This window comes from Streptomyces sp. CB02009, from assembly GCF_001905825.1.
Taxonomy (GTDB): domain Bacteria; phylum Actinomycetota; class Actinomycetes; order Streptomycetales; family Streptomycetaceae; genus Streptomyces.
On record NZ_LIVV01000009.1, the window covers coordinates 45,129 to 67,255 of the forward strand.

At 73.4% G+C, this 22,127-nt stretch carries 19 protein-coding genes; 5 read left to right on the plus strand and 14 right to left on the minus strand.

Annotation, left to right across the window (positions count from 1 at the left end):
* Window positions 1-42 precede the first annotated feature (42 nt).
* Complete coding sequence (locus AMK27_RS30850) at window positions 43-1,182, minus strand: 5-(carboxyamino)imidazole ribonucleotide synthase (protein ID WP_073915610.1); 1,140 nt, start codon at window positions 1,180-1,182, stop codon at window positions 43-45.
* Between the two features lie 188 nt (window positions 1,183-1,370).
* Between AMK27_RS30850 and AMK27_RS30855 the strand changes: the two genes are divergently transcribed.
* Entirely contained in the window at window positions 1,371-1,886 is a 516-nt protein-coding gene (locus AMK27_RS30855) for a GtrA family protein (protein WP_073915613.1), read from the plus strand.
* 84 nt (window positions 1,887-1,970) lie between these two features.
* On the opposite strand, the gene AMK27_RS30860 is transcribed toward AMK27_RS30855, so the two are convergent.
* Window positions 1,971-3,242 carry an ATP-binding protein gene (locus tag AMK27_RS30860; protein ID WP_073915616.1) on the minus strand — a complete coding sequence of 424 codons (1,272 nt, stop codon included), beginning with the start codon at window positions 3,240-3,242 and terminating at the stop codon, window positions 1,971-1,973.
* Between the two features lie 51 nt (window positions 3,243-3,293).
* Window positions 3,294-3,971 (minus strand): response regulator transcription factor, encoded by a 678-nt coding sequence (locus tag AMK27_RS30865; protein WP_030315177.1) that lies wholly within the window; start codon window positions 3,969-3,971, stop codon window positions 3,294-3,296.
* Window positions 3,972-4,400: 429 nt separating this feature from the next.
* On the opposite strand from AMK27_RS30865, the gene AMK27_RS30870 reads away from it, so the two are divergent.
* Window positions 4,401-5,921, plus strand: a complete 1,521-nt coding sequence (locus AMK27_RS30870; protein ID WP_073915619.1) for a peptide MFS transporter — start codon at window positions 4,401-4,403, stop codon at window positions 5,919-5,921.
* Window positions 5,922-5,993: 72 nt separating this feature from the next.
* Here AMK27_RS30870 and AMK27_RS30875 read toward each other — a convergent pair whose 3' ends face one another.
* From AMK27_RS30875 to AMK27_RS30900, 6 genes are all read right to left on the minus strand, one after another.
* Window positions 5,994-7,448, minus strand: coding sequence for a hypothetical protein (locus AMK27_RS30875; protein WP_073915622.1), 1,455 nt, complete (start codon window positions 7,446-7,448; stop codon window positions 5,994-5,996).
* 14 nt (window positions 7,449-7,462) lie between these two features.
* On the minus strand, window positions 7,463-8,533 hold the full coding sequence (locus AMK27_RS30880) for a hypothetical protein (RefSeq protein WP_073915625.1): 1,071 nt from the start codon (window positions 8,531-8,533) through the stop codon (window positions 7,463-7,465).
* The gene (locus AMK27_RS30885) at window positions 8,530-9,405 is read right to left on the minus strand and encodes a hypothetical protein (protein WP_073915628.1); all 876 of its coding nucleotides are present in this window, start codon (window positions 9,403-9,405) and stop codon (window positions 8,530-8,532) included. The genes AMK27_RS30880 and AMK27_RS30885 overlap by 4 nt, the downstream gene beginning before the upstream one ends.
* Window positions 9,405-10,115 carry a peptidase gene (locus AMK27_RS30890; RefSeq protein ID WP_073916516.1) on the minus strand — a complete coding sequence of 237 codons (711 nt, stop codon included), beginning with the start codon at window positions 10,113-10,115 and terminating at the stop codon, window positions 9,405-9,407. Before AMK27_RS30890 ends, AMK27_RS30885 begins: the two co-directional genes overlap by 1 nt.
* 100 nt (window positions 10,116-10,215) lie before the next feature.
* On the minus strand, window positions 10,216-10,635 hold the full coding sequence (locus tag AMK27_RS30895; protein ID WP_073915631.1) for an ATP-binding protein: 420 nt from the start codon (window positions 10,633-10,635) through the stop codon (window positions 10,216-10,218).
* Window positions 10,636-10,723: 88 nt separating this feature from the next.
* Entirely contained in the window at window positions 10,724-11,092 is a 369-nt protein-coding gene (locus AMK27_RS30900) for an STAS domain-containing protein (protein ID WP_073915634.1), read from the minus strand.
* A 219-nt stretch (window positions 11,093-11,311) separates the two neighbouring features.
* Here AMK27_RS30900 and AMK27_RS30905 point away from each other — a divergent pair, with 219 nt between their 5' ends.
* The 3 genes from AMK27_RS30905 (at window position 11,312) to AMK27_RS30915 (ending at window position 15,968) form a co-directional block, all read left to right on the plus strand.
* Window positions 11,312-12,250, plus strand: coding sequence for an RNA polymerase sigma factor SigF (locus AMK27_RS30905; RefSeq protein WP_073915637.1), 939 nt, complete (start codon window positions 11,312-11,314; stop codon window positions 12,248-12,250).
* Window positions 12,251-12,453: 203 nt separating this feature from the next.
* A complete protein-coding gene (locus AMK27_RS30910) occupies window positions 12,454-13,680 on the plus strand; it encodes a DegT/DnrJ/EryC1/StrS family aminotransferase (protein ID WP_073915640.1) in 1,227 nt (408 codons plus the stop codon).
* A 65-nt stretch (window positions 13,681-13,745) separates the two neighbouring features.
* Window positions 13,746-15,968 (plus strand): lipopolysaccharide biosynthesis protein, encoded by a 2,223-nt coding sequence (locus tag AMK27_RS30915; RefSeq protein ID WP_241847652.1) that lies wholly within the window; start codon window positions 13,746-13,748, stop codon window positions 15,966-15,968.
* 41 nt (window positions 15,969-16,009) lie between these two features.
* On the opposite strand, the gene AMK27_RS30920 is transcribed toward AMK27_RS30915, so the two are convergent.
* From AMK27_RS30920 to AMK27_RS30940, 5 genes are all read right to left on the minus strand, one after another.
* Window positions 16,010-17,071 (minus strand): glycosyl hydrolase, encoded by a 1,062-nt coding sequence (locus tag AMK27_RS30920; protein ID WP_073915643.1) that lies wholly within the window; start codon window positions 17,069-17,071, stop codon window positions 16,010-16,012.
* Window positions 17,068-17,532 (minus strand): hypothetical protein, encoded by a 465-nt coding sequence (locus AMK27_RS30925; protein WP_073915646.1) that lies wholly within the window; start codon window positions 17,530-17,532, stop codon window positions 17,068-17,070. Before AMK27_RS30925 ends, AMK27_RS30920 begins: the two co-directional genes overlap by 4 nt.
* A gap of 192 nt (window positions 17,533-17,724) precedes the next feature.
* Window positions 17,725-19,698 carry a hypothetical protein gene (locus AMK27_RS30930; RefSeq protein WP_338014357.1) on the minus strand — a complete coding sequence of 658 codons (1,974 nt, stop codon included), beginning with the start codon at window positions 19,696-19,698 and terminating at the stop codon, window positions 17,725-17,727.
* A gap of 120 nt (window positions 19,699-19,818) precedes the next feature.
* On the minus strand, window positions 19,819-20,628 hold the full coding sequence (locus AMK27_RS30935) for a polysaccharide deacetylase family protein (RefSeq protein ID WP_198955967.1): 810 nt from the start codon (window positions 20,626-20,628) through the stop codon (window positions 19,819-19,821).
* Window positions 20,625-22,001: a glycosyltransferase gene (locus AMK27_RS30940; protein ID WP_073915652.1), complete on the minus strand. Its 1,377-nt coding sequence runs from the start codon at window positions 21,999-22,001 to the stop codon at window positions 20,625-20,627. Before AMK27_RS30940 ends, AMK27_RS30935 begins: the two co-directional genes overlap by 4 nt.
* Between the last annotated feature and the right edge of the window lie 126 nt (window positions 22,002-22,127).

The window sequence follows — 22,127 nt, forward strand, 5'->3', positions numbered from 1 at the left end:
GGGCGGTGGAGGTGTCGGGCGCTGCGGCGGGGCTCGTGCTGGTCACTCGGTGATCGTTCCTCGCAGGTAGCCGGCGGCGTGACGCGCGCGCTCCAGCACGTCGTCCAGGTCGTCGCCGTAGGTGTTGACGTGACCCACCTTGCGGCCGGGCTTCACGTCCTTGCCATACATGTGGATCTTGAGCTGCGGGTCCCTGGCCATGCAGTGCAGGTACGCGGAGTACATGTCCGGGTAGTCGCCGCCCAGGACATTGCACATCACGGTCCACGTCGCGCGCGGGCGCGGATCGCCGAGGGGCAGGTCGAGGACCGCCCGGACGTGGTTGGCGAACTGCGAGGTGATCGCGCCGTCCTGGGTCCAGTGGCCGGAGTTGTGCGGGCGCATCGCCAGTTCGTTGACGAGGATGCGGCCGTCCGTGGTCTCGAACAGCTCGACGGCCAGGTGGCCGACGACGCCGAGCTCCTTCGCGATGCGGAGGGCCAGCTCCTGCGCCTGCCCCGCGAGCTCGCCGTCGAGGTCGGGCGCGGGTGCGATCACCGTGTCGCAGACGCCGTCGACCTGCCGGGACTCGACGACCGGGTAGGCGACGGCCTGGCCGTGCGGGGAGCGGACGATGTTCGCGGCGAGCTCGCGCGCGAAGTCGACCTTCTCCTCGGCGAGGACCGGGACACCCGCCAGGAAGGGATCGCGGGCGTCCTCGGGCTTCCGGACGAACCAGACGCCCTTGCCGTCGTAGCCGCCGCGGACCGTCTTGAGGATGATCGGGAAGCCCCCGACCTCGGCGGCGAAGGCCTCCGCGTCCCCGGGGTCCGCCACGATGCGGTGCCGGGGGCTGGGTACGCCGATCTCGTCGAGCTTCGCGCGCATCACCCCCTTGTCCTGGGCGTGCACCAGCGCGTCGGGCCCGGGGCGGACGGGGATGCCGTCCGCCTCCAGGGCCCGCAGGTGCTCCGTGGGGACGTGCTCGTGATCGAAGGTGATCACGTCACATCCGCGCGCGAAGTCACGCAGCGTAGCCAGGTCGCGATAGTCGCCGATGACGACCTCGCTCACCACCTGCGCCGCAGAGTCCTGCGGGGTGTCGCTGAGGAGCTTGAACTTGATGCCGAGGGGGATGCCCGCCTCGTGGGTCATTCGGGCGAGCTGACCGCCACCGACCATGCCGACTACCGGGAACGTCACCCTCTTAGGGTATCCGCACCATCGGTGAACACTCGTCCGGCTGTGGTTTGGCACAAGAACGACGCTGGTGGGGAGCCGGTTCGGAAGCGGTTTCCGAGGTACACGGGCGGGTGACAGGAGCGCTGGTTAGCATGGTTGGGTTGACGTCACCCGGACGTCATCCGGACGGACGGGACAGAGCCATCACCATGAGTGAACCCGGCGCGCTGCGCACGCGACTCGACCGGCTCGCCCGGGAAGTCGCCAAGTTCGGGGTGGTGGGCGGTCTCGGCGTCCTGGTGAACCTCGGCGTCTTCAACATCGTCCGGGGCGCCACGGACATCCCGATGGTCCGGGCCAGCCTGATCGCCACCGTGGTCGCGATCGTCTTCAACTACGTGGGGTTCCGCTACTTCACCTACCGTGACCGGGACAAGTCCGGGCGCACCAAGGAGATGTCGCTGTTCCTGCTGTTCAGCGTCGTCGGCATGGTCATCGAGAACGGTGTGCTCTACGCGGCGACGTACGGCTTCGGCTGGGACGGCCCGCTCGCGAGCAACTTCTTCAAGTTCTTCGGCATCGGGATCGGGACGCTGTTCCGCTTCTGGTCGTACCGCACCTGGGTGTTCCGCGCGCTGCCGGCGAAGGAGGCGGTGCAGACCGCCGAATCGTTCCTGGAGCAGGCGCCGCGGCAGACGCCCCAGCGGCAGCCCGACCGCGTCTGAGCCGCTGCTCCCCCAGCACCCCGAAACCCCTGGCCGGCGGGACCGGCCAGGGGTTTCCTCGTGCCCGTGGGCGAGCGGTCGCCCCTACCGGACGGGGCGCTCCCGCTGCGGGTCCGAGACGCTGCGGACCTCCCGGCTGAGGAACAGCGCGAAGACCGGCGGCTGCTGCTGGAGGAGCTCCAGGCGGCCGCCGTCCGCCTCCGCGAGGTCCCTGGCGACCGCCAGGCCGATGCCGGTGGAGCTGCGTCCGCTGACCGCGCGCTCGAAGATCCGGGCGCCGAGGTCCGCCGGGACGCCCGGCCCCTCGTCGGTGACCTCGATCACCGACTGGTTGCCGGTGACGCGGGTCCGCAGGGCGACCGTGCCGCCGCCGTGCATGAGCGAGTTCTCGATCAGGGCGGCGAGGACCTGGGCGACCGCGCCCGGGGTGCCGACGGCCCGCATGCCCTGCTTGCCGGAGTGGACGATGGCCCGCCCCGCGCTGCGGTAGGCCGGCCGCCACTCCTCGATCTGCTGCTTGACGACCTCGTCGAGGTCGAAGGCGACGGCGGAGCCGGTGCGCGGGTCGCGGGAGTTCGTGAGCAGCCGCTCGACGACGTCGGTGAGCCGCTCGACCTGGGTGAGCGCGATCGTCGCCTCCTCCTTGACCGTGTCCAGGTCGTCGGCGAGCGCGACCTCCTCCAGGCGCATGGAGAGGGCGGTGAGGGGCGTGCGGAGCTGGTGCGAGGCGTCCGCGGCCAGCCGGCGCTCGGCGGTCAGCATCCGGGCGATGCGCTCGGCGGAGGCGTCCAGGACGTCCGCGACGCGGTCCAGCTCGGGCACCCCGTACCGCTTGTGCCGGGGCCGCGGGTCGCCGGAGCCGAGGCGCTCGGCGGTCTCCGCGAGGTCGGTGAGCGGGGACGTGAGCTTGTTGGCCTGCCGTACGGCGAGGAGGACGGCGGCGATGACGGCGAGCAGCGCGACCGCGCCGATGATCATGAGGGTGCGGCCGACCTCGGCGGTGACCGCCGAGCGGGACTCCTCGACGACCACGGTCTCGCCCCGCTCGCCCTCGGCGACGCCGCGGGTGACGTCGCCCTCCGGGCGGGTGCCGATCTCGATGGTGTCGCGGCCGGGGATGTGGATCTGGGCGTACCGCTTGACGCCGCCCTGCTCGGCCAGGATGTCCGGGTTCACCGGCTCGCCGCCGATGAGGCGGCTGTCGACGATCGAGACGATGCGGAGGGCTTCCAGGTCCACGCTCTCCTGGGCGCTGCTGGAGATGGTGCGGGTCTCCACGATGACCAGGGAGACGCCGAAGACGGCGATGACGACAAGGACGACGGCGAGGGTGGAGTTGATGAGACGGCGACGCACGGTTGCCCTCCGGGCGGGAACGGGAGACGCTCCCGACCTTACGGGCCGTCCCTAGCTCTTCTCGAAACGGAAGCCGACACCCCGGACCGTGGCGATGTAGCGGGGGTTCGCCGCGTCGTCGCCGAGCTTCTTGCGGAGCCAGGAGATGTGCATGTCCAGGGTCTTCGTGGAGGACCACCAGGTGGTGTCCCAGACCTCGCGCATCAGCTGGTCGCGGGTGACGACCCGGCCCGCGTCGCGGACCAGGACCCGCAGCAGGTCGAACTCCTTGGCCGTGAGCTGGAGCTCCTCGTCGCCCATCCACGCCCGGTGCGACTCGACGTCGATCCGTACGCCGTGGGTGGAGGGGGCGACGACCGGCTCGGTGGAGCCGCGCCGGAGCAGCGCCCGGACGCGGGCGAGGAGTTCGGCGAGCCGGAACGGCTTGGTGACGTAGTCGTCGGCGCCCGCGTCGAGCCCCACGACCGTGTCGACCTCGTCGGCGCGGGCGGTGAGCACCAGGATCGGGACCGTGTGGCCCTCGGCGCGCAGCCGCCTGGCGACCTCCAGGCCGTCCATGCCGGGCAGGCCCAGGTCGAGCACGACCAGGTCCACGCCGCCCTGCAGGCCGGCGTCGAGGGCGGTCGGGCCGTCCTCGCGGACCTCGACCTCGTACCCCTCTCTCCGCAGGGCGCGGGCCAGCGGCTCCGAGATGGATGCGTCGTCCTCGGCGAGCAGTACACGGGTCATGGGGTGATGGTAGTCCGCACGGGCGGGCGCCCGGGGCGTGATCCACGGGGAGCGGAGGAACCCTGGGGATCTTGTGGGTATCTTGCACATGACCTTCGAATGACCCCGCGCGGTTGCGGTGTCACCTGTGATCCATCTCTCAAGTCCTTCCATATCCGGCACTGTCGTGTCGTATGGTGGCTCGACGTCTGTAGCGGTAATCGGGGACCTTTGGCCAGCTTCGCGCGCCAAGGTCCTCTTTCTGCGTGAGGTCGGCTCAGCCGAACCTTGAGGACAGTGAATGACCTGTGGGCCGGGTCCCGGGACGCGAAGACGCATCTCCCGGGGCGTGGATCCCGGTGGAGTCCACTCCGACTCCGCCGGTGCCGGCCTCCCCCACCGGGCGCACCACGCTCACAAGGCGCGCGTCCCGACAGAGCAAGGATCGACATGGCGTCCAGCCTGACGACGGCTTCGGCCGGAACCCCCGGTTCCGAGAAGACGTTCTTCGGCCACCCCCGCGGCCTGGCCACCCTCTTCATGACCGAGATGTGGGAGCGCTTCTCCTACTACGGCATGCGGGCACTTCTCGTTCTGTACCTGGTCTCCGGCGGCGCGGACGCCGCGACCGGCAGCCAGGGTGGCGGCCTCGCCATGACCGCGGCGACGGCGACGGCGATCTACTCCGTCTACGTCTCGATGGTCTACCTGATGGCCATGCCCGGCGGCTGGTTCGGTGACCGCGTCTGGGGCGCCCGCAAGACCGTCACCATCGCCGCCTTCGTGATCATGGCGGGCCACGCCTCGCTCGCGATCCCCGGTCAGGCGATGTTCTTCGTCGGCCTGGCGCTCGTCGCGGCCGGCTCGGGTCTGCTCAAGGCCAACATCTCCACGATGGTCGGCCACCTCTACGACGGCCCGGACGACCCGCGCCGCGACGGCGGCTTCACGCTGTTCTACGTCGGCATCAACCTCGGTGCCTTCGTGGCGCCGTTCGTGGTCGGCACCGTCGGCGAGAAGGTCAACTGGCACCTCGGCTTCGCGCTCGCCGCGCTCGGCATGGGTCTGGGCCTGATCCAGTTCCTCGTCGGCACGAAGAGCCTGAGCCCGAAGAGCAACGTCGTCCCGAACCCGCTCTCCCCGGCCGAGCGCAAGAGCATCCTGGTCAAGGTCTCCCTGGTCGTCGTCCTCGCCGCCGCGTTCTACGGCGTCGTCGTCGCCCTGGGCGTGTACACCCTGAACTGGGCCCTGGTCCCGATCACCCTCGCCGGTCTGATCATCCCGGTCGCCGTCCTGGTCCGCATCAAGCGCGACAAGGACCTCGACAAGACCGAGCAGTCGAAGATGACCGGCTACATCTGGTTCTTCGTCGCCGCCGCCGTCTTCTGGATGATCTACGACCAGGGTGGCTCGACGCTGTCGCTGTTCGCGGACGACAAGACCGCCGACACCGTCTTCGGCCTGGGCTTCCCGGCCACCTGGTACCAGTCGCTGAACCCGCTGTTCGTCATGGCGCTGGCCCCGGTCTTCGCCTGGCTGTGGCTGTGGCTGGCCCGCAAGAACCAGGAGCCGAACACCATCGTGAAGTTCGCGATGGGCCTGGTCCTGGTCGGCGCGTCCTTCTTCGTCTTCATCGTCCCGATGAACATGGCCGGTGGCGGCGACAAGGTCTCCCCGATGTGGCTGGTCTCGATCTACATGATCCAGACCATCGGTGAGCTGTGCCTCTCCCCGGTCGGCCTCTCCGTCACGACGAAGATGGCGCCGCAGAAGTACGCCTCCCAGATGATGGGCGTGTGGTTCCTCGCCGTCACCGCGGGCGACTGCACCACGGGTCTGCTCTCGCTGGCCGGCGTGGACCTCAACGGCACAGGGATCATCGCGATGGAAGCGAGCCTCGCGGTCCTCGCGGGCTTCGCGATCTACATGTACCGCAAGAAGGTCCAGGGGCTCATGGGCAGCGTCCACTGACCTCCCCCGTACGGCCGTGAGGGCCGCCGCACCGGATCGGTGCGGCGGCCCTCCGCCGTTTCCGGCCCCGCGTCAGCGCCTGAGGCGCGCCCACGGGGTGAAGGTGAACACGGCGCCGCCGAGCAGGATCACCGTGCCGGCGACGAGGGCGAGGGCGCGCAGGGCGCCGTCGCTCTCGGCGCCGGTCTCGGCGAGGTTCCCGCCGTCGGAGCCGCCGGATCCGGAGCCGCTGCCGGATCCCGACCCGCTGCCCGAGCCCGAGCCGCTGCCGTCGCCGCCGCCCGACGCGCCGCCCGCCTGCTTGCTCGTGTCCAGTTCGAGGGAGGCCTTGACGGCGCCCTTCACCTGGCACGGGATCTCCAGGTTCGAGCTGCCGAGGGTGACCTTGATGGTCAGCGTGCCGGGGCTGAGCGTGGACTTCCCGGTCGCTCCGGGCTTGTACACGCCCTTCATGTCCGGCAGGTTCACCGGGTCGCCCAGCTTCAGCGCGGTGGGGTTCGGGGGCCCGGAGACGTTCACGGTGCCGCTGTCGGCGCCGCCGATCCTGACCGCCATGGAGCCCTTCAGGGCGCCCGCGGGGAGGGCCGCGGGGCTGTTCATGACGCCCTTGGCCGTCCTGACCGTGAGGTCGTACACACCGCCGTTCTTCTTGGCGTCGATCGTCACCTTGCCGTTGATGGAGTCGGGGCCGGGTGCCGTGCAGCCGAACGTGACGGCGACCTCCTTGCCGGGGAAGGACGTCTCACCGCCGCCCCCGCCGCTCGCGCCGCCGCTGGAGGATCCGCCGGAGGCCGACCCGGAGCCGGAGCCGGAGGATCCGCCGGAGGCCGAGCCGGAGCCGGAGCCGCCGGAGGACGAGGTCGAGGAGCCGCCGGTCGTGGTCGAACCGCCGGTGGTCGTGGTCGAACCGCCGGTCGTGGTCGAGCCGCCCGTGGTGGTCGAACCGCCGGTCGTGGTCGAACCGCCCGTGGTGCTGCCGCCCGTCGTCGTCCCGCCGCCGCCGGCCGTGACCTTGATCGTGGCCGCGACCGGCACCGTCTCCTTCGGGGCGCACTTCGTGTCCGTCGACAGCGGCTTGGACACGTTGATCGTGTACTTGTCGGGCGTGAGCGTGATCTCGCCCGCCTTCGTCAGCTTCAGCTTCCCCTTCATCTCGGGCAGCACCATCGGGCTGTTCTTGGGGATCGGCGGGTTCTGCCGGGGCCCCTCCATCGCGACGGTGCCGGTCCCCGCGCCGCCCACGGTGAGGACGCCGGTCGGCCTCACCGTGTCCGCGCCGAGGTCGAGCACGTCGGGGTTCTTCGAGGCGGCCTGGACCGTCTTCCAGACGATCTCGACCTCGTCGCCGACCTTGGCCTCCGCCGGTGCCGTGATCAGCACCTTCGTCGTGCCCTGCACGGGCGGAAGCCCGGAGATGGACGGCGGGATGCACTCCGTCTTGTACGAGACCTCGGCGGCCTGGGCGGGGCCGGCGGAAATCATGATCCCCGCGCCGCCGAGCATCAGCGCGACTCCGGCCGCGCTCATCCTCCGTTGCGTACTCACGCATGTCCCTTCGTCGTCGGGCTGCTCTCTGGGGCTGACGGTGCGGAGTCAGGACTGAACCACGGCAGGGCCGCGGTCGGTTCGTCGTCCCCCGGGCCCCGGGGCGCGGTGTCGCGCGCGGGGCCGGGGGCACGGGTGCGGAGCCGGGCCAGGGGCGTGGTCCGGGGCCGGGCGCGCGGCCGGGGCCGGAGCCGGGCGGGGGCCGTCGCCGGGCGGACGCGGTCCACCACGGCCATCCCGATCCGGAACAGCGCCGCCGGGACGACCACGGCGAGCAGCAGCCAGAAGAGCGTCACGCCCCAGGGCCTGCCGACCCCCCACGGCTGCTCGACCAGGACCTTGCCCGCGTACCGCACGGAGACCTGGTAGTCGCCGTGGGCGCCCGCCGTCAGTTCGACGGGGAGCCGGACCAGGGCCTTCTTTCCGGGGGCGATCGTGCCGCGCCACTGCCGCTCCTCGTACTGCGGGGCGAACACGCCGTGGCTGGAGCCGACCTGGAAGACCGGGTCCTTCACGGGGGCGGAGCCGAGGTTGCCGACGGTGAAGACGATCTCGCGGCTCGGCGGCGCCCCGAACCAGGTGAGGAGGCCGCTGGAGCCGTCGAGGCGTACGGCGGCGAGGACGGCGAGCCGCCCGTCGCCGGAGGCCTCGGGGAGCGGCGCCACGGGGTGCCCGGCGACGGTGAACTCCCGGTCGACGGCGTCCTGCTGTCCGGTCACCCCGGCGACGTGCACCACGCAGGGGCAGGGCTTGGGCGGTTCGGCGACCGGGAGCTTCACGCTGAAGGCGCCGCGGGCGTCGACGGTGGCGGCCCGGCCGTCGGTGTTGGCGCAGGAGTTGGTGCCGCCGATGACGCCCTTGCCGGGCGCGGCCTGGCCGCAGATCAGCAGCATGAGCAGCGCGCCCGGCTTCCAGCCGCTGCCGCTGACGGTGACCTCGCCGCCCTTGCCGCCCTCCGCCTGGGAGAGCTCGACGGCGGGACCGGGGGCCGCGAGGGCGGGGGCGGCCGGGAGGAGGCCGAGGGCGAGCACGGTCACGAGCGCCGCCGCTGTACGTATCCACCTCATGTGCGCACTCCCGCCGGGGCTCGCTGGGTACGGGACCTGCCGCGCCGCCGTACCGCGTATCCGCCGCCGCCCGCCGCGAGCAGCAGCAGTCCTGCCGCCCCCGCGAGCGCCGGGCCGGAGGCGAACGAGGCCTCTGCGCGGGCGGTGGCCGGGGCCGCGCCCTCGGCGGTGGCGGTCAGCCGGACGGTGACGGAGTCGAGGGCCGGCGGGTCGGGCCAGGCTTCGGTACGGGTGGCCCGCTGACCGGGCCTCAGGGTGAGCGGCAGGGGCCGGCCCGGCCGGTCGAGGACGGTGCCGAGGACGCCTTCGGCGCGCACCGCGAGGTGCGGGGCGAGGACGGTGGTGCCCCGGTTGACCAGGGTGTAGCGGAGGGCGCCGGTCGTGGTGTCGACGTGGACGTCCTCGACGGTCAGCGCGGCGAGCCGCGGTCCGCTGACCCGCAGCCGCAGGTCGACGCGTGCCTCCCGGCCGGCCGCCGAGGCCCGTACCGTCCCCCGGTGCTCACCGGGCGGGGTGTCCGCGGTGACGGTCACCGCGAAGGGCACGTCCGCCCGGGTCCTGGCGGGCACGGTCACCGTCCGGGCGGCGAAGGACACCGGTGCGCCCTGCCCGCTGAGCCGGACCGTGAGCGGCCGGGCGCCCGGGTTGGTCAGCGACAGGGTGTCCTGGAGGACGCTGCCCGCGGGGCCCTCCAGATAGGCGTACGGCCGCCCGGCGGCGGGCGCCGCCGTCCAGGAGGCCGGGGCGTCGGCGGAGGCCGCGGCCCGGAGGGGGACGGGGGCCGCGGTCCGGGCGCCCGCGGGCACCGCCGCGACCGCGCCGACGAGGGCGGTCGCGGCGGCCACGAGTCCGGTGCGCGCCGCCGTCCGCATCAGCGAGCCGTGCGCCGCGTGAGCCAGAGGACTCCGGCCGCGCCGGTGAGGAGGACGGTGCCGCCGAGGGTGCCGAGGGCCATGGCGGAGTCGAGCGGGCCGGTCCTGGGCAGTTCGGCGCCCGTGTTCCCGCCGTCGCCTTCGTCGCCCGTGTCGGCGGGCGGCGGGGTGTCGGAGCCGCCGGAGAGTCCCGTCACCTCCAGTTCGAGGGCGGGCTTCGGGTTGTTCTTCGGGGTGCAGACGGCCGCGTCCATGCCGAGCGCGTGGACGGTCAGGGTTCCGGCCGTGAAGGTCACCTTGCCGTTCTTCTTCGGGGTGTACGTGCCCGTCAGCGTGCCGATCCTGATCGGGGTGTCGGGCGGGATGGCGGCGGTGTTCGGCGTTCCCTTGACCTTGACGGTGCCGGAGTCCGCGCCGCCGAGGACGAGGTCGGCGCGCGGGGTCATGACGCCCTTGGGCAGCTCGACCGGGCTGTCGGAGACGCCCTTCTCGAACGCCATCGTGATCGTGTACGCGCTGCCGTTCTTGACGGCCTTGATGTCGACGGGCGAGACGGCGCCCTTGGGCCCGATCTTCGTCTCGCAGGCGTAGTCGACGTCGACGACGGCCGCCTGGGCGGTCGGCGCGCCGGCGAGCACGGTCGCGCCCGCCACCGCGACCGCCGCCGCGAGCGCGGCGGTCGTTCTCCTCCGGTTCGGCTCCTTGGACACCCCGAGCACCCCTCACCGCAATGGAACTGACGGTCTTTCAGATTGGGCGTCAAGGTACGCCCGGGGCCTTGCGGAGGGAAGAAGAGAGACGGTGAAAGTCCTAGGCGGGTGCGGAGAGTTCGGCCCAGACGGTCTTTCCGGGGGCGCCGGGGGTGCGCTCGATGCCCCAGTCGAGGCAGAGCCGCTGGACGATGAACATGCCGTGGCCGCCGGGGCGCCCGGCCCGGTGCGGGGTGCGGGGCGCGGGAGTTCCGGCGCCCCGGTCGGTGACTTCGAGGCGCAGGGCCTTGGGCAGCCGCAGGACGCGGAGGCGCTCGGGGCCCTCGGCGTGCAGGCAGGCGTTGGTGACGAGCTCGGAGACGACGAGCAGGACGTCCTCGGCGGCGGCCCTGCGGTCGGCGGTGGCGGCCGGCAGCCAGCCCCACTCCTGGAGCGCGGACCGCGTGAAGTCACGGGCGAGCGGCACCGTGCCGCTCGTCTCGCCGAGGGCGAGCGTACGGACGTCGGAAGCTTGGTCCATCAGCGCTTCACCTCACCGATCGACGGGACAGAGGGCAGGACGTGCGGGCGGTGCGGAGCCGGGACGTGGGGGCGGGCCCGGCCGGGGGTCAGCCGGGCAGGGCCGTGGCGAGCGTCTCGTGCACGGTGAAGACGACCTCCGCGCCCGTGATGTGGAACACCCGGGCCACCGCGGGCCGCATCCCGACGAGATGGACGCCGCCACCGGCGGCGTCCGCCCTCAGCCGGGCGCCGAGGAGCACGTTGAGCCCGGTCGAGTCGCAGAACTCCAGACCCGAGCAGTCGACGACGAGTCGCGAGCGGCCCTCGTCCAGCGCCTGGTCCAGGGGGGAGCGCAGCAGTTCGGCGGTGTAGTGATCGAGCTCACCCACCGGGGCGAGGATCTCGGTCCGGTCCACGGTCCGGACTTCGACCCGCAACCGCGCGGGCGGTGCGCTGCCGATGTTCTCGCGGTCCATGGCCGTGCCTCTTTCGCTCTCGCGGATGCCGACTGACGTGCCTCGAACCCTACAAGCGGGACGCCCTCCGATGCACACGAGGTCCACCACATAAGGGACAAACCGGATTATCGATACTTGCGACCTTCACCGCCGAGCAGGTAGGGCTAGGAGGGAACACCCGACACGACCGGCCTCGGAGGCGCCGCAAACCGCAGCAAGAACCCACGAAGGAGACCCATGTCACCCCGGCTCGACGCCCCGCGTACCCCCGACGCGCCGTCGGCAGAAGTCCCCCCGGACCACTCGCTCGACCACCATGCCGCGCTCTCCCACGAGCCCGCGCACGCACTCCCGCACGACCTGGCGCTCGCGCTCCCGATCGACCGGCCGCTCGACGGCATCGGCCCCGTCGACGCGCGCTCCCTGTCGAAGCAGCTCTTCGCCCGGCTCGCCGAGCTCGAAGAGGGCACCCACGACCACGCGTACGTCCGCAACACCCTCGTCGAACTCAATCTGGCCCTCGTCAGGTTCGCCGCCGCCCGCTTCGGCACCCGCAGCGAGCCGATGGAGGACATCGTCCAGGTCGGCACCATCGGCCTCATCAAGGCGATCGACCGCTTCGAGCTCACCCGCGGCGTGGAGTTCCCCACCTTCGCGATGCCCACGATCATCGGCGAGATCAAGCGCTTCTTCCGCGACACCTCGTGGTCCGTGCACGTGCCGCGCAGGCTCCAGGAGCTGCGGCTCGAGCTCGCCAAGGCGGGCGACGCCCTCTCCCAGCGCCTCGACCGCGCGCCGACCGTCGCCGAACTCGCCGAGGAGCTCGGCATCCCGCCGGAGGAGGTCGTCGAGGGCATGGCCGCGAGCAACGCGTACACCGCGAGCTCGCTCGACGCGCAGCCCGACGAGGAGGAGGGCCCCGGCGGCGAGGCCACGCTCGCCGACCGGCTGGGCTACGAGGACCACGGCCTCACCGGGATCGAGTACATCGCCTCCCTGAAGCCGATGATCGCCTCGCTGCCCGCCCGCGACCGGCAGATCCTCTCGCTCCGCTTCGTCTCCGGCATGACCCAGTCGGAGATCGGCACGGAGCTCGGCATCTCCCAGATGCACGTGTCCCGGCTGCTCTCCCGCACCCTCGCCACCCTGCGCCGCGGCCTCACTCTGGAGGAATGACCTCCACCGGCTTCCCCGAGCCGCCAAAATGGCTGCGGAAAGGGCCCGTCCACGGTCTTCCGACCCGTGACGGGCCCTTCCGCATGCCGCGCCCCGAGCCACTCCCGCGGCAGCTCGCGCGACCAACCGCGCGACGGGGGCGTCTTGTTGACGCGGCATCCGGAATGGGCCACATTGAGCCCGGGGGTTCAGGGGGGAATCACATGTTTTCTGCGTACGCGGAACTGGAAGAACGCATGCGCGGCCGGCTCGGGGGCAGGGAGTGCCTCTACGTGCCGTCGTGCCGCTTCGGGCTCTACCTCGCGCTGCGGCACTGGTGCCGGCCCGGCGGCAAGGTCCTGATGTCACCGGTCAACGACGACGTCATCTTCTTCGTCGTCCTGGCCGCCGGGCTCCGCCCCGTCCAGGCACCGCTCGACCCCCGGGACGGCTCGATCGACACCGCCGCCGTGCCCGAGCCCGTCTGGCGGGACCTCTCCGCCGTCCTCACCACCAATCTGTACGGGAACCCCGACCCGGCTCCGGAGCTGCGGGGCCACTGCGACCGGCTCGGCATCCCGCTGATCGAGGACGCGGCCCACGCGATCGGCTCCACCGTCGGCGGGCGCCCGGTCGGCACGTACGGCGAGGCGTCCGTCTTCAGCCTCTCCAAGCACACCGGCGCCAAGACCGGCGGCTTCCTGGCCCTCGCCGACCCGGCCCTGCGCGAGGAACTCGCTTCCGCCCGCGACGCGTTGCTGCACCCGACCCGCCCCACCGCCGAACTCGCCCACCTCGTACGGCCGTACGCCGAGTCCGCGCTGCGCGGACTGCGCCTGGTCGGAGCCGCGCGGGCGGCCGTCCGGCGGCTCGGCCTGGAGGAACGGGAGGAGATCCGGATGCCGCTCCGCGCCGAGGAGCTGACCCGGGCCCTCACGGCGGCGCCCGCGCTCGAACCCTTCCACTCCTGGGTCCGGGTCGACATGCACGACTACCGGCTGCGGCCCGGAGCTGGCCGGCTCCGCCGCACCACCCGCAGGTTCGGCCGGCTCGACGACGTCCTCGACGCCCACCGGGCGGGCACCGCCCTGCTGCTGGCGGGCGAGTACGGCACGGCGGAGGCGTTCCCGGGCGGGATGCCCGAGGAACCCGAGGCCGGGACGCCGGCGCAGCCGCTCTACCGGGTGCCGCTGCTCGTCGACGACCGGGACGCGGCCGTCGTCGCCCTCGCCCGGCGCCGGATCACCACCGGCTACCTCTACGACCCGCCGCTCGACAGCTACGCGGGAGAGTCCTTCACGGACCCCTCGCCCGCGCCGGAACCGGCCGCCTGGTTCGCCCGGCACGCGCTGCCGGTGGACCCGCGCCGCGCGGCCGAGGCGGTCGCGGTCCTGCGCGGCGCCGGAATCCGCCCGGCCCGCCCGTCGATGGTCCCCGGCGGGTCACGGTGACGGAGACGGTACGGCTGCGGGGGTCCGACCGGGACGACGCGACAGGAACGACAGGAACGACAGGCATGGCGGGCACGACGGGGTACGGACCGGCGTCGGCCGGGGCGGGCGGCGGGAAGGGGCCGGACTCCGACCCGCACCCGGGCTCGGGCTCGGGCTCCGGCTTCAACCCGCACTCGGGCTCCGGCTCGGGCTCGGGCTCGGGCTCGGGCATCGACCCGCACTCCGGCTCCGGCTCCGACCCGCACTCCGAGTCCGGCTCCGCCGAGAACTCCATGTTCCGCAACGCCTACGCACTGATGCTCTCCACCGGCGTCTCGGCGGCCCTCGGCCTCGGCTTCTGGCTGATCGCCGCCCGCTACTACTCGGAGGAGGCCGTCGGCCAGGGCTCCGCAGCCATCGCCGCGCAGCGGATGCTCGCCTCGATCACGGCGACCACCCTGTCCGGCGCGGTCGTCCGCTACGTCCCCCGGGCCGGCCGCGCCACCGGCCCTCTGGTCGTGCGCCTGTACCTGTTCAGCACGGTCGTCGTCACCGTGGCCTGCGGGATCTTCCTGCTCACCATCGACCTGTGGGGACCCTCGTACGCCCCGCTCGGCACCCTGTCCGCCGGGATCTTCTTCACCGCGTCCGCCGTCGGCTGGGCCCTGCTCACCCTCCAGGACGGGGTGCTCACCGGCCTGAGACGGGCCTTCTGGGTCCCCGTCGGCAACGCCGTCTTCTCGCTGGGCAAGCTCGTCCTGCTCGTCCTGCTCGCGGCCTCCGTGCCGGTCCTCGGCGTCTTCGTCTCCTGGGCGGCGGCGATCGTGCTCTCCGTCCTGCCGCTGGGCTGGCTGGTGTTCCGCCGGCTCATCCCCCAGCAGGCCCGCGCCGACCGGGACCGCGAACCGCCGGGCATGCGGGAGATCGGCCGGTTCATCGCCGGTGACTCCGTCGGGGCGTTCTTCAGCCTCATCATGATCAGCCTGCTGCCGGTGATGGTCGCCGTCCGCTTCGACGCCGCCCACAACGCCTTCTTCTACACGGCGTACACCGTCGGCGGCACCATGGAGTTCATGGCCATCAACATGGCCTCCTCGCTCACCGCGCACGCCTCGCACAGCCCCGAGTCCCTCGCCGAGGGCGTGCGGGGCGCGCTGCGCCGCATGGTGCTGCTGCTCGTCCCCGTCGTGCTCGTCCTCGTCGTCTTCGCGCCGCTGATCCTGGCCCCCTTCGGCCAGGGCTACCAGGACAACGGCTCCACCGTGCTGCGGCTCCTCGCCGCCGCGGCGCTGCCCCGGGTCGCCGTGGAGCTCTACATCGGCGTGCTGCGGGTCCAGGGCCGTACGGGCATGCTCGCCGTCCTCCAGGGCGCGATGTGCGTCCTCGTGCTCGGCAGCGCGGCCGTGCTGCTCGGCCCGTACGGCATCAGCGGGGCCGGTATCGCCGTCCTCGGCGCGATGACCCTGATGGCGGTGGCCTGCGTGCCGGGCCTGCGGGCCACCCTGAAGGGGCGGACCCCGGCCGAACGCCCCCGGGCCGCGGCCCGGGTGAAGGAGCGCGAGGAGGACGGGTACGGCACCAACTGGGCGCGGGAGAGCGCCTATCTGCGCGGTGCGCACGAGTCGGTGACGCCGGCCTTCGGCATCCCCGTGTACGTACCGCGGCAGCGCGACGAGGCGCCCGCGGGCCCGCTCGCCCGGCCCCTGCCGCCCCCGGCGTCCCGGCCGGAGGCACCGGACGCGCCCGACCGGTGGGGGACCTGGCTGTGGCCGGCGCTCGGCCTGGCGGCCGGTCTCTTCTGGTTCCCGCTCGCCCGGTCCGGCGAGCTCGACGTGGCGACGCTGTCCGGGACCGGACTGCTCACCGCCCTGCCCGCGGTCACCCTCCTCGCCGGGCTGCTCCTGGTCGCCCTCCAGGGCGCCGCCGTCGGACTCCGCCTCTTCCGCCCCGCGTTCGCCGCGGCGGTCCTGCTCGCCACCTTCCTGGCCCTGCACACGGCCCCGCCGCTGCTCGGCCTGCGGCCCGCCGACGCGGCGGGTCCCGGGGCGGCGCTCCTGGGCGAAGGCGTCGAGCGGGCGGTCGTCCCGATCGCGCTGCAGGCCCTGAGCCTGCTCCTGACGGCCGTGCTGCTGCGGGTGGTCGGGGTGGGCGCGCGGGTCACCGCCGGTGTGGTGTGGGTCCTGGTCTGGGCGGGCTGGGCGGGCCAGCAGGCCTTCGCCACGGCTCCGCTCCCGCTCTTCCTGGGGCTGGCCGGCGGCACGATGGCGGTGTGCGCCTTCCGGGGGCTGACGTCGGGACGCCGCTGAGCCCCCGGGCGCGGCCCCCGGGCGCGGCCCCCGGGCGCGGGTCAGCGGTCCGGCACGTCCTGCCGGAAGTACGGGTCCCGCCCGGCGATCCGGTAGCCCTCCAGGGCGGGACCGGAGTCGACGGTCAAGTCGCAGCCGGGCCCGGGCACGGCCCGGTTCCAGTGCACGTACGCCCGTGCCTCCGGCAGGGTCGGCGCCGTCCCCGGGATCGCGGCGTACCAGTCGCGCTGCCGCTCGGGCCGCTCGGGGTCGGGGGCGGTGGAGAATTCGGAGAACATGATCGGCTTGTCGTCGGAGATGTTCTTCCGGAGCCAGTCGTAGCCGGGCCGCTGGCTCCGGTCGAAGTCGAGCCAGTCCGGCGACTTGTGGCAGAGGTAGTAGTTGTACTGGTCCATGCCGATCCAGTCGACGTAGTCGTCGCCCGGGTAGAGCGCCTTCATCGTCGCGGCGTTGCCGAGCCAGCCGGAGACCGTCCACACCCACACCACGTTGGTGACGCCCAGCTTCTCGAAGCGGTCGTGGAGGTGGCGGTAGGCGGCGACGTACTCCTCGGGGGTCCCCGCGCCCTCGGGGATGCGGAAGTCGGCCTCCTGGTCGAAGGAGAAGAAGACCCGCTTGCCGTACTCCTTGATCCGCCGGGCCTGCGGGTCGATGACGGAGGCGTCGTACCGCCCGGAGGCGATGTTCTTCCAGCCGAGCTGCCGCTCGGTCCAGCCGGCGTGGTGCTTCTCGGTCCACACGGTGGACTCCCAGGCCAGCATGAGGAGCCGCTCGCGGCCGAGTTCCCGCTCGTCGGCGGTGAGGAGTTCGCCGTCCGCCGCGCTCCCCGACATGTCGTGGTACGTGTACACGAGGTCGAGCTTGCGGCCGATCTTCTTCTCGAAGGCGTACACGGGCCGGGTGAGCGAGCTGTCCTCGTCGTACGGGATGTAGGCGCCCCACCAGGCCCCGCACGGGGCGACGAGCACGGCGTCCGGGGTGCAGCGGTCGTCGCCCTCGGCGAGGGTCGACCGGACCACCGCGCCGGCGGTCAGCACGCCGACGGCGGCCAGCGCGACCGCGAGGCGGGTCCGGCGGTTGCCCCGGGCCTGCCGGCCGGTCATCCGCCCCCACCGGTCCCTCGTTTCCGGAACTGCGGCGCACGGAGACGGAGCGGGCGGGTCCGGGAGGGTCGGGCGCCGTCGCGCTCGACGGCCCCGCGCGTGGCGGCCGGCAGCGGGACCCCGGGCAGGGCGGCGACGACGCTCACGAAGAGGGCGAGGACGACGAGGAAGACGGTGAGCGAGAAGGCCTTCGCCAGGAACAGGGTGGTCGCGACGAGGGTGGCCACCGACAGGCTGACCGGCGCGGCAAGTGCCAGCGCCTCCAGCCGGGCGCCGGGGCGCAGTCCGAGCGGCTGCGGGAGCAGCAGGGCCAGGCCGGGCGCGAGGACGACGAAGGCGAGGACGGGGATCCAGCGGGCCGGGGAGCCGCCGGGCAGCGCGGTCGCCGCGAGGGCGACCCATCCGGAGGCCGCGAGCGCGGCTCTGCGCTGGACGCGCGGGGTCAGGCGTGGGTGGGCCATGGCGTACCTGCTCCTCGTACGGGTGGGCCGACGGTCGGGTCGTCGGCGGGGTGTGCGGCCGGTGGCGGGGGTGCGGGCGGTGTCGGGCGTTGCGGCGGGTGGCGGGGGTGGCGGGATGCGGGCGGTGCGGCGGGTGGCGGCCGGTGGCGGGGTGCGGCCGGCGTGCGGCCGGGGGGGTGCGGGCGGTCGTGCTCAGCCGGTGGTGGTGGGCCGGTAGCGCAGGACGAGCCCGTACCGGCTCTCCTCCACGACCGCGAACAGCGGCGACGCCCTGAGCGCCGCGCCGAGGCGGTCGAAGCCGCCCGCCGGGAGGTAGCCCTCTCCGATGACCGCCTCGCCCTGGGTGGGGGTGAGGATCACATAGGCCGGGCGGCCCGCGGGGATGCCGCCCGCGAGGTAGCCGGCCGGGTCCTTCAGCATGCGGAGGTTCTCGTCGACCTCCTGCTCGGTGAAGAACCAGCGCTCGTACCGGTCGTAGCGGTAGTACGAGTCGGCGAACGCACCGGTCGCGGCGAGGATCAGCGCCCCCTCGGGTGCCCGGTCGAAGGCGCGGCGGGTGAGCGCGGTCTCGCCGGGCGGCGCGTAGTGCATGCCCTCCTTGCCGTAGTACGAGGGCAGGAATCCGGCGAGCATGGCGACGAGGGTGAGGGGCAGCGCGACGGTGGCCGTGCGGCGGGCGAGCGTGGCGGCGCGGCTCGCGGCCCCGGCGGCGGGGACGAGCGCGGCGGCCGCGAAGAACGCGGCGCCGGGAAGGCCGAAGAGGTAGACCCGGAAGATCATCTCGCCGCCGTAGTCGTTCACGGCGAACATCGGCAGCGGCGCGGCGGCGGTGAGCAGCAGCGGCAGCGCGCTGCGGACCAGCCTGCGGCGCAGGAGCACGGCGGCGGCGGCGAGACCGCCGAGGGCGAGCACCATCAGGATGTTGGCGCTGCCGACGAGTTCCGGGCCCGGCCCGGTGGGGTCGCCCGCGAAGCCGGGGCGCGAGTTGCCGAGCAGGTCGCCGGCCTTCTCGCGCAGGGTGCCGAGGGTCTCCAGGAACAGCTCCCGGCCCATGGTCAGGTTCCAGGCCAGCATGATCAGGCCGGTGACGGCAAGGAGCCCGAGGTTGCGGTAGCGCCGGGTGAGGCAGAGGGCGAAGAGGCTCGCGCACAGCATGATCGGGGTGAGCTGGTGCGAGGCGTTGATGGTGGCGATGATCGGGACGAGGAAGAGGACCGCGACGGCCCGCTGCCGGGTGGTCGTGGGCGGCGGCACGGCGGCGGCAGCCGGGTCGAGCGTGGCGCGGTCACGGAGCGCCCCCGCCGAGCCGGGCAGGACGAAGTGCCGGACGACGACGGCGAAGACGGTGAGGTAGAGCAGGTACGAGAAGCCCTGCGGGGAGAGGTAGTCCTGGCCCACCCAGTTCGCGAGCTGGAAGATCCACACCCCGGTCCACACGAGGCGCCAGTCGTCGCTGAACGTGCGGTAGACGAGTATCAGGACGGGGACGGTCAGCAGACCGAGCGCGACCGGCGCCCAGTTGATGAACGAGGCGGCGGCGTCCACCCCGAAGGCGCGGACGAGGGCGGCGTCCAGTGAGAAGAAGCCGGGCCACTGGTCGTAGGCGGACATGCCGCCGGAGAGCTCGGTCCCGGGGTGGACGGTGCCCTGGTCGAGCAGTCTGCTGATGATCGCGTCGTGCTTGGACGCCCAGGCGTAGCGGACGGTGTCGTAGAGGATCGCGGGCGGCGCCTTCAGGGCGACGAGCATCGCCGCGCAGTAGGTCGCCGGCCAGAGGGGCGCGGTGCCGGCGCGACGCAGGGTGATGACGAACCCGCAGGTGAGGACCACGAGGGCGGCGTAGAAGGCGAGCGGGAAGCGGTCGAGGAGACCGAACTCGTCCATGCTCCGGAAGTCGATGCCGGGCAGCGCCCAGAGCCAGAGGGCGCCGGCGACGAGCAGCGGGAGCAGGTTGAGGGCGTCGGGGGACCGGAGGAAGGCGGCGAACCGGCCCCGGGGAGCGGCGGACCGCTCCCCCGCCGTCCGCTCCGCCGGCTCCCCCGCCGGTGCCGCCGGGGCCCCGGCCGTCCGCTCCCCCGCTCCGCGGGCCTCCGCCTCCCCGTCCGCGGCGGAGGGCTGCGGTGGCACACCGCTCCCGGTCACCGGTGCGGGCCCCTGACGCTGCACGGCCTCTCCCCCCACGAACTGTCCTTTTCGACGAAGTACAGGAGAACCGGTTCGGTTCTGTTCGGGCATTCAACCACCGGACGGATCGCCGGAGTTGTCGATCTCGGGACACATCGGCACTCAGCCGGCGAACTCGGGCCCCTTCACCAGGGCACGGGCCCTGCGGTACATCCGCCAGCCGACCGTGGGCAGCGAGTCGGGGTACGGCGCGGCCTTCGCGCCCCGTCCCTCCATCCACCGCTCGACGTCGGCGACGGTGTGACCGCGGCGCAGGATCAGCCGGGCGATGCGGTAGATCTCGTCGGTCCCCGAGCTGAGCGCGTGGCGGACGGCGACGGCCGAGGTGTACCCGGCGGCCGCGGCGGCCCGCCGGACGGCCGGGCTGTTGTAGCCGTGCGGGTAGGCGAGATGGCGGACCTCGTGCCCGAGGACGTCCTCCAGGACCGCCTTGGACTCCCGCAGTTCCCGCCGGAGGGCGGTCGGGGCCAGGGTGTCCAGCTGCGGGTGGGTGGCGGTGTGCGCGCCGACCTCCATCCCGTACTGCTCCAGGAGCGGCGCCTGGGCGAGGGTCATCATCGGCGCGGGCGGCAGCAGACAGGGCCGGCCGCGGGTGATGGCCCCGGTGGTGAGGTACGCGGTGGACGGCAGGCCGCGGGCGGCGAGGGCCTCGGCGGTCGGCCCCACCAGATCGGCGAAGCCGTCGTCGAAGGTGAGGACGACGGGCCGGGGCGGCAGCGGGGCACCGGTGGCGACGTGCGCGGCGAGCGCGCCGACGGTGACGGCGGTCCGGCCGCTCGCGACGATCGCGTCGAGCTGGGCGGCGAAGTCCTTCGGCGAGACGGTGAACTCGGCTATCCAGTCCGGGGGTTCCTCCATCACGGCGTGGTAGAGGAGCACGGGTATGCGCAGGCGCGCGGCGGTGCCGGTCATCGGGCCACCGCCGAACCACCGCGCGGTGCCTGCGGACGGACCCGCGCGCTGTCCGTGGCGCGGGCCCGCGTACGGGACTGGGCGCGGGCCTTGGCGTATCCGATCGGTCCGTAGAGCATGCCGCGCCGCTCCAGCCGGGAGAGGGAGGCGGGCCACGGGTGGTGCTGGGTGCCGTGCTCGCCGGGGACGCCGCCCTCGGAGGTCTCCCCGCGCTGGGCGGTCATGGTCCGGGCGTGCGCGAGGCCGCGCGGCAGCCGGGCGAGCAGGGCGGGCAGCAGGCGGGGGCTGCGTACCAGGGTGGCAGTGAGGTACGCGGTGAGCCCGGCGCCGTAGCCGTACGCCTGGTTCCGCAGGTCCTGCCAGGTGTCGCGGTGGTGGTGCCAGACGAGGGCCTCGGAGGTGTAGCGGAGGCGGAAGCCGGCGGACAGCACGGCGACGAAGGCGTACAGGTCGTCGCCGCCGCGTGCGGCGGTGCCGGTGCCGGTGGCCGGGTCGAAACCGCCCGCCCGGCGCAGCGCGTCGACCCGGAAGGCCATGTTGGCGCCGGAGCCGAAGCTCCCCGCGGTGAAGGGGAAGAGCGGCTCGTCGGCGGGCGGGTGCGCCGGATCGTAGAGCCGGGGCGCGAAGCCCTTGGCGAAGCCGCCGTGGGATTCGAGGAGGATCTGGGCGGGGGTGCCGAGGCGGGCGGGCAGGATCAGACCGGTGGTGCAGCCGAGGCCGGGATCGGTGGCGAACGGCGCGGTGAGGGAGCTCAGCCAGCGCGGGTCGGCGATCACGTCGTCGTCGGTGAAGGCGACGACGGTCCCCTCGGCGGCCGCGAGTCCGGTGTTGTGGGCGGTGGCGAGACCGGGGGTGTCCTCGCGCACGTACCGGACGCGGTCGGTGTGGTCGGCGTACGTGCGGGTGACGAGCTCGTGGGTGGCTGCGGTGCGGGGCGCGTTGTCGACGACGACCAGTTCGAAGTCCGGGTGGTCCTGGGCGAGCAGCGAGTCGAGGGCGCGGGCGAGGGACTCGGGGCGCTCGCGGGTGGCGACGACGACGGAGGCGCGCGGCGGCGCGGGCGCGGCGGGGGCGGGGGCGGGGGCGGGGGGCCGGGCGGCGGCGAGGCGTTCCGCGTCGGTCCCGGGCCTCCCCGCCGCGGCGAGCCGCGGCCGGGCGAGTGCGGCGAGCACCTCCGCGGGGTCCTCGCCGGCGCGGACGGTCCCGACGACGGTGGCGGCGGGCCGGCCCCTGAGCCGTACGAGCGCGTAGACGTCACCGGGCACGACGGCCGGCGCGCCGGGCGCGGGTCGGAAGCCGAGGACGGGCCCGTCGGGCGCGTCGAGATCGAGCTCGGCGACCGAGAGGGGCCGGGGGGCGGGGGTGCTGCTCATCGGGGGTCTCCCCAGAGACGTACGGAGGCGGGTGCGGGTGGGGCCGGGCCGTGTGGGCGGGGCCGGCGGGGCGGGTACGGGCGATGCGAGTGGGGCTGGTGGCGTTGGTGGGGCTGGTGCGGGCGA

Bases quoted from the DNA above. Each gene is read 5' to 3' on its own strand.
- AMK27_RS30855 (WP_073915613.1), top strand. From the start codon at position 1,371: ATGAGTGAACCCGGCGCGCTGCGCACGCGACTCGACCGGCTCGCCCGG.
- AMK27_RS30865 (WP_030315177.1), bottom strand. From the start codon at position 3,971: ATGACCCGTGTACTGCTCGCCGAGGACGACGCATCCATCTCGGAGCCG.
- AMK27_RS30870 (WP_073915619.1), top strand. From the start codon at position 4,401: ATGGCGTCCAGCCTGACGACGGCTTCGGCCGGAACCCCCGGTTCCGAG.
- AMK27_RS30875 (WP_073915622.1), bottom strand. From the start codon at position 7,448: ATGAGCGCGGCCGGAGTCGCGCTGATGCTCGGCGGCGCGGGGATCATG.
- AMK27_RS30880 (WP_073915625.1), bottom strand. From the start codon at position 8,533: ATGAGGTGGATACGTACAGCGGCGGCGCTCGTGACCGTGCTCGCCCTC.
- AMK27_RS30885 (WP_073915628.1), bottom strand. From the start codon at position 9,405: ATGCGGACGGCGGCGCGCACCGGACTCGTGGCCGCCGCGACCGCCCTC.
- AMK27_RS30895 (WP_073915631.1), bottom strand. From the start codon at position 10,635: ATGGACCAAGCTTCCGACGTCCGTACGCTCGCCCTCGGCGAGACGAGC.
- AMK27_RS30900 (WP_073915634.1), bottom strand. From the start codon at position 11,092: ATGGACCGCGAGAACATCGGCAGCGCACCGCCCGCGCGGTTGCGGGTC.
- AMK27_RS30905 (WP_073915637.1), top strand. From the start codon at position 11,312: ATGTCACCCCGGCTCGACGCCCCGCGTACCCCCGACGCGCCGTCGGCA.
- AMK27_RS30910 (WP_073915640.1), top strand. From the start codon at position 12,454: ATGTTTTCTGCGTACGCGGAACTGGAAGAACGCATGCGCGGCCGGCTC.
- AMK27_RS30915 (WP_241847652.1), top strand. From the start codon at position 13,746: ATGGCGGGCACGACGGGGTACGGACCGGCGTCGGCCGGGGCGGGCGGC.
- AMK27_RS30920 (WP_073915643.1), bottom strand. From the start codon at position 17,071: ATGACCGGCCGGCAGGCCCGGGGCAACCGCCGGACCCGCCTCGCGGTC.
- AMK27_RS30925 (WP_073915646.1), bottom strand. From the start codon at position 17,532: ATGGCCCACCCACGCCTGACCCCGCGCGTCCAGCGCAGAGCCGCGCTC.
- AMK27_RS30935 (WP_198955967.1), bottom strand. From the start codon at position 20,628: ATGACCGGCACCGCCGCGCGCCTGCGCATACCCGTGCTCCTCTACCAC.
- AMK27_RS30940 (WP_073915652.1), bottom strand. From the start codon at position 22,001: ATGAGCAGCACCCCCGCCCCCCGGCCCCTCTCGGTCGCCGAGCTCGAT.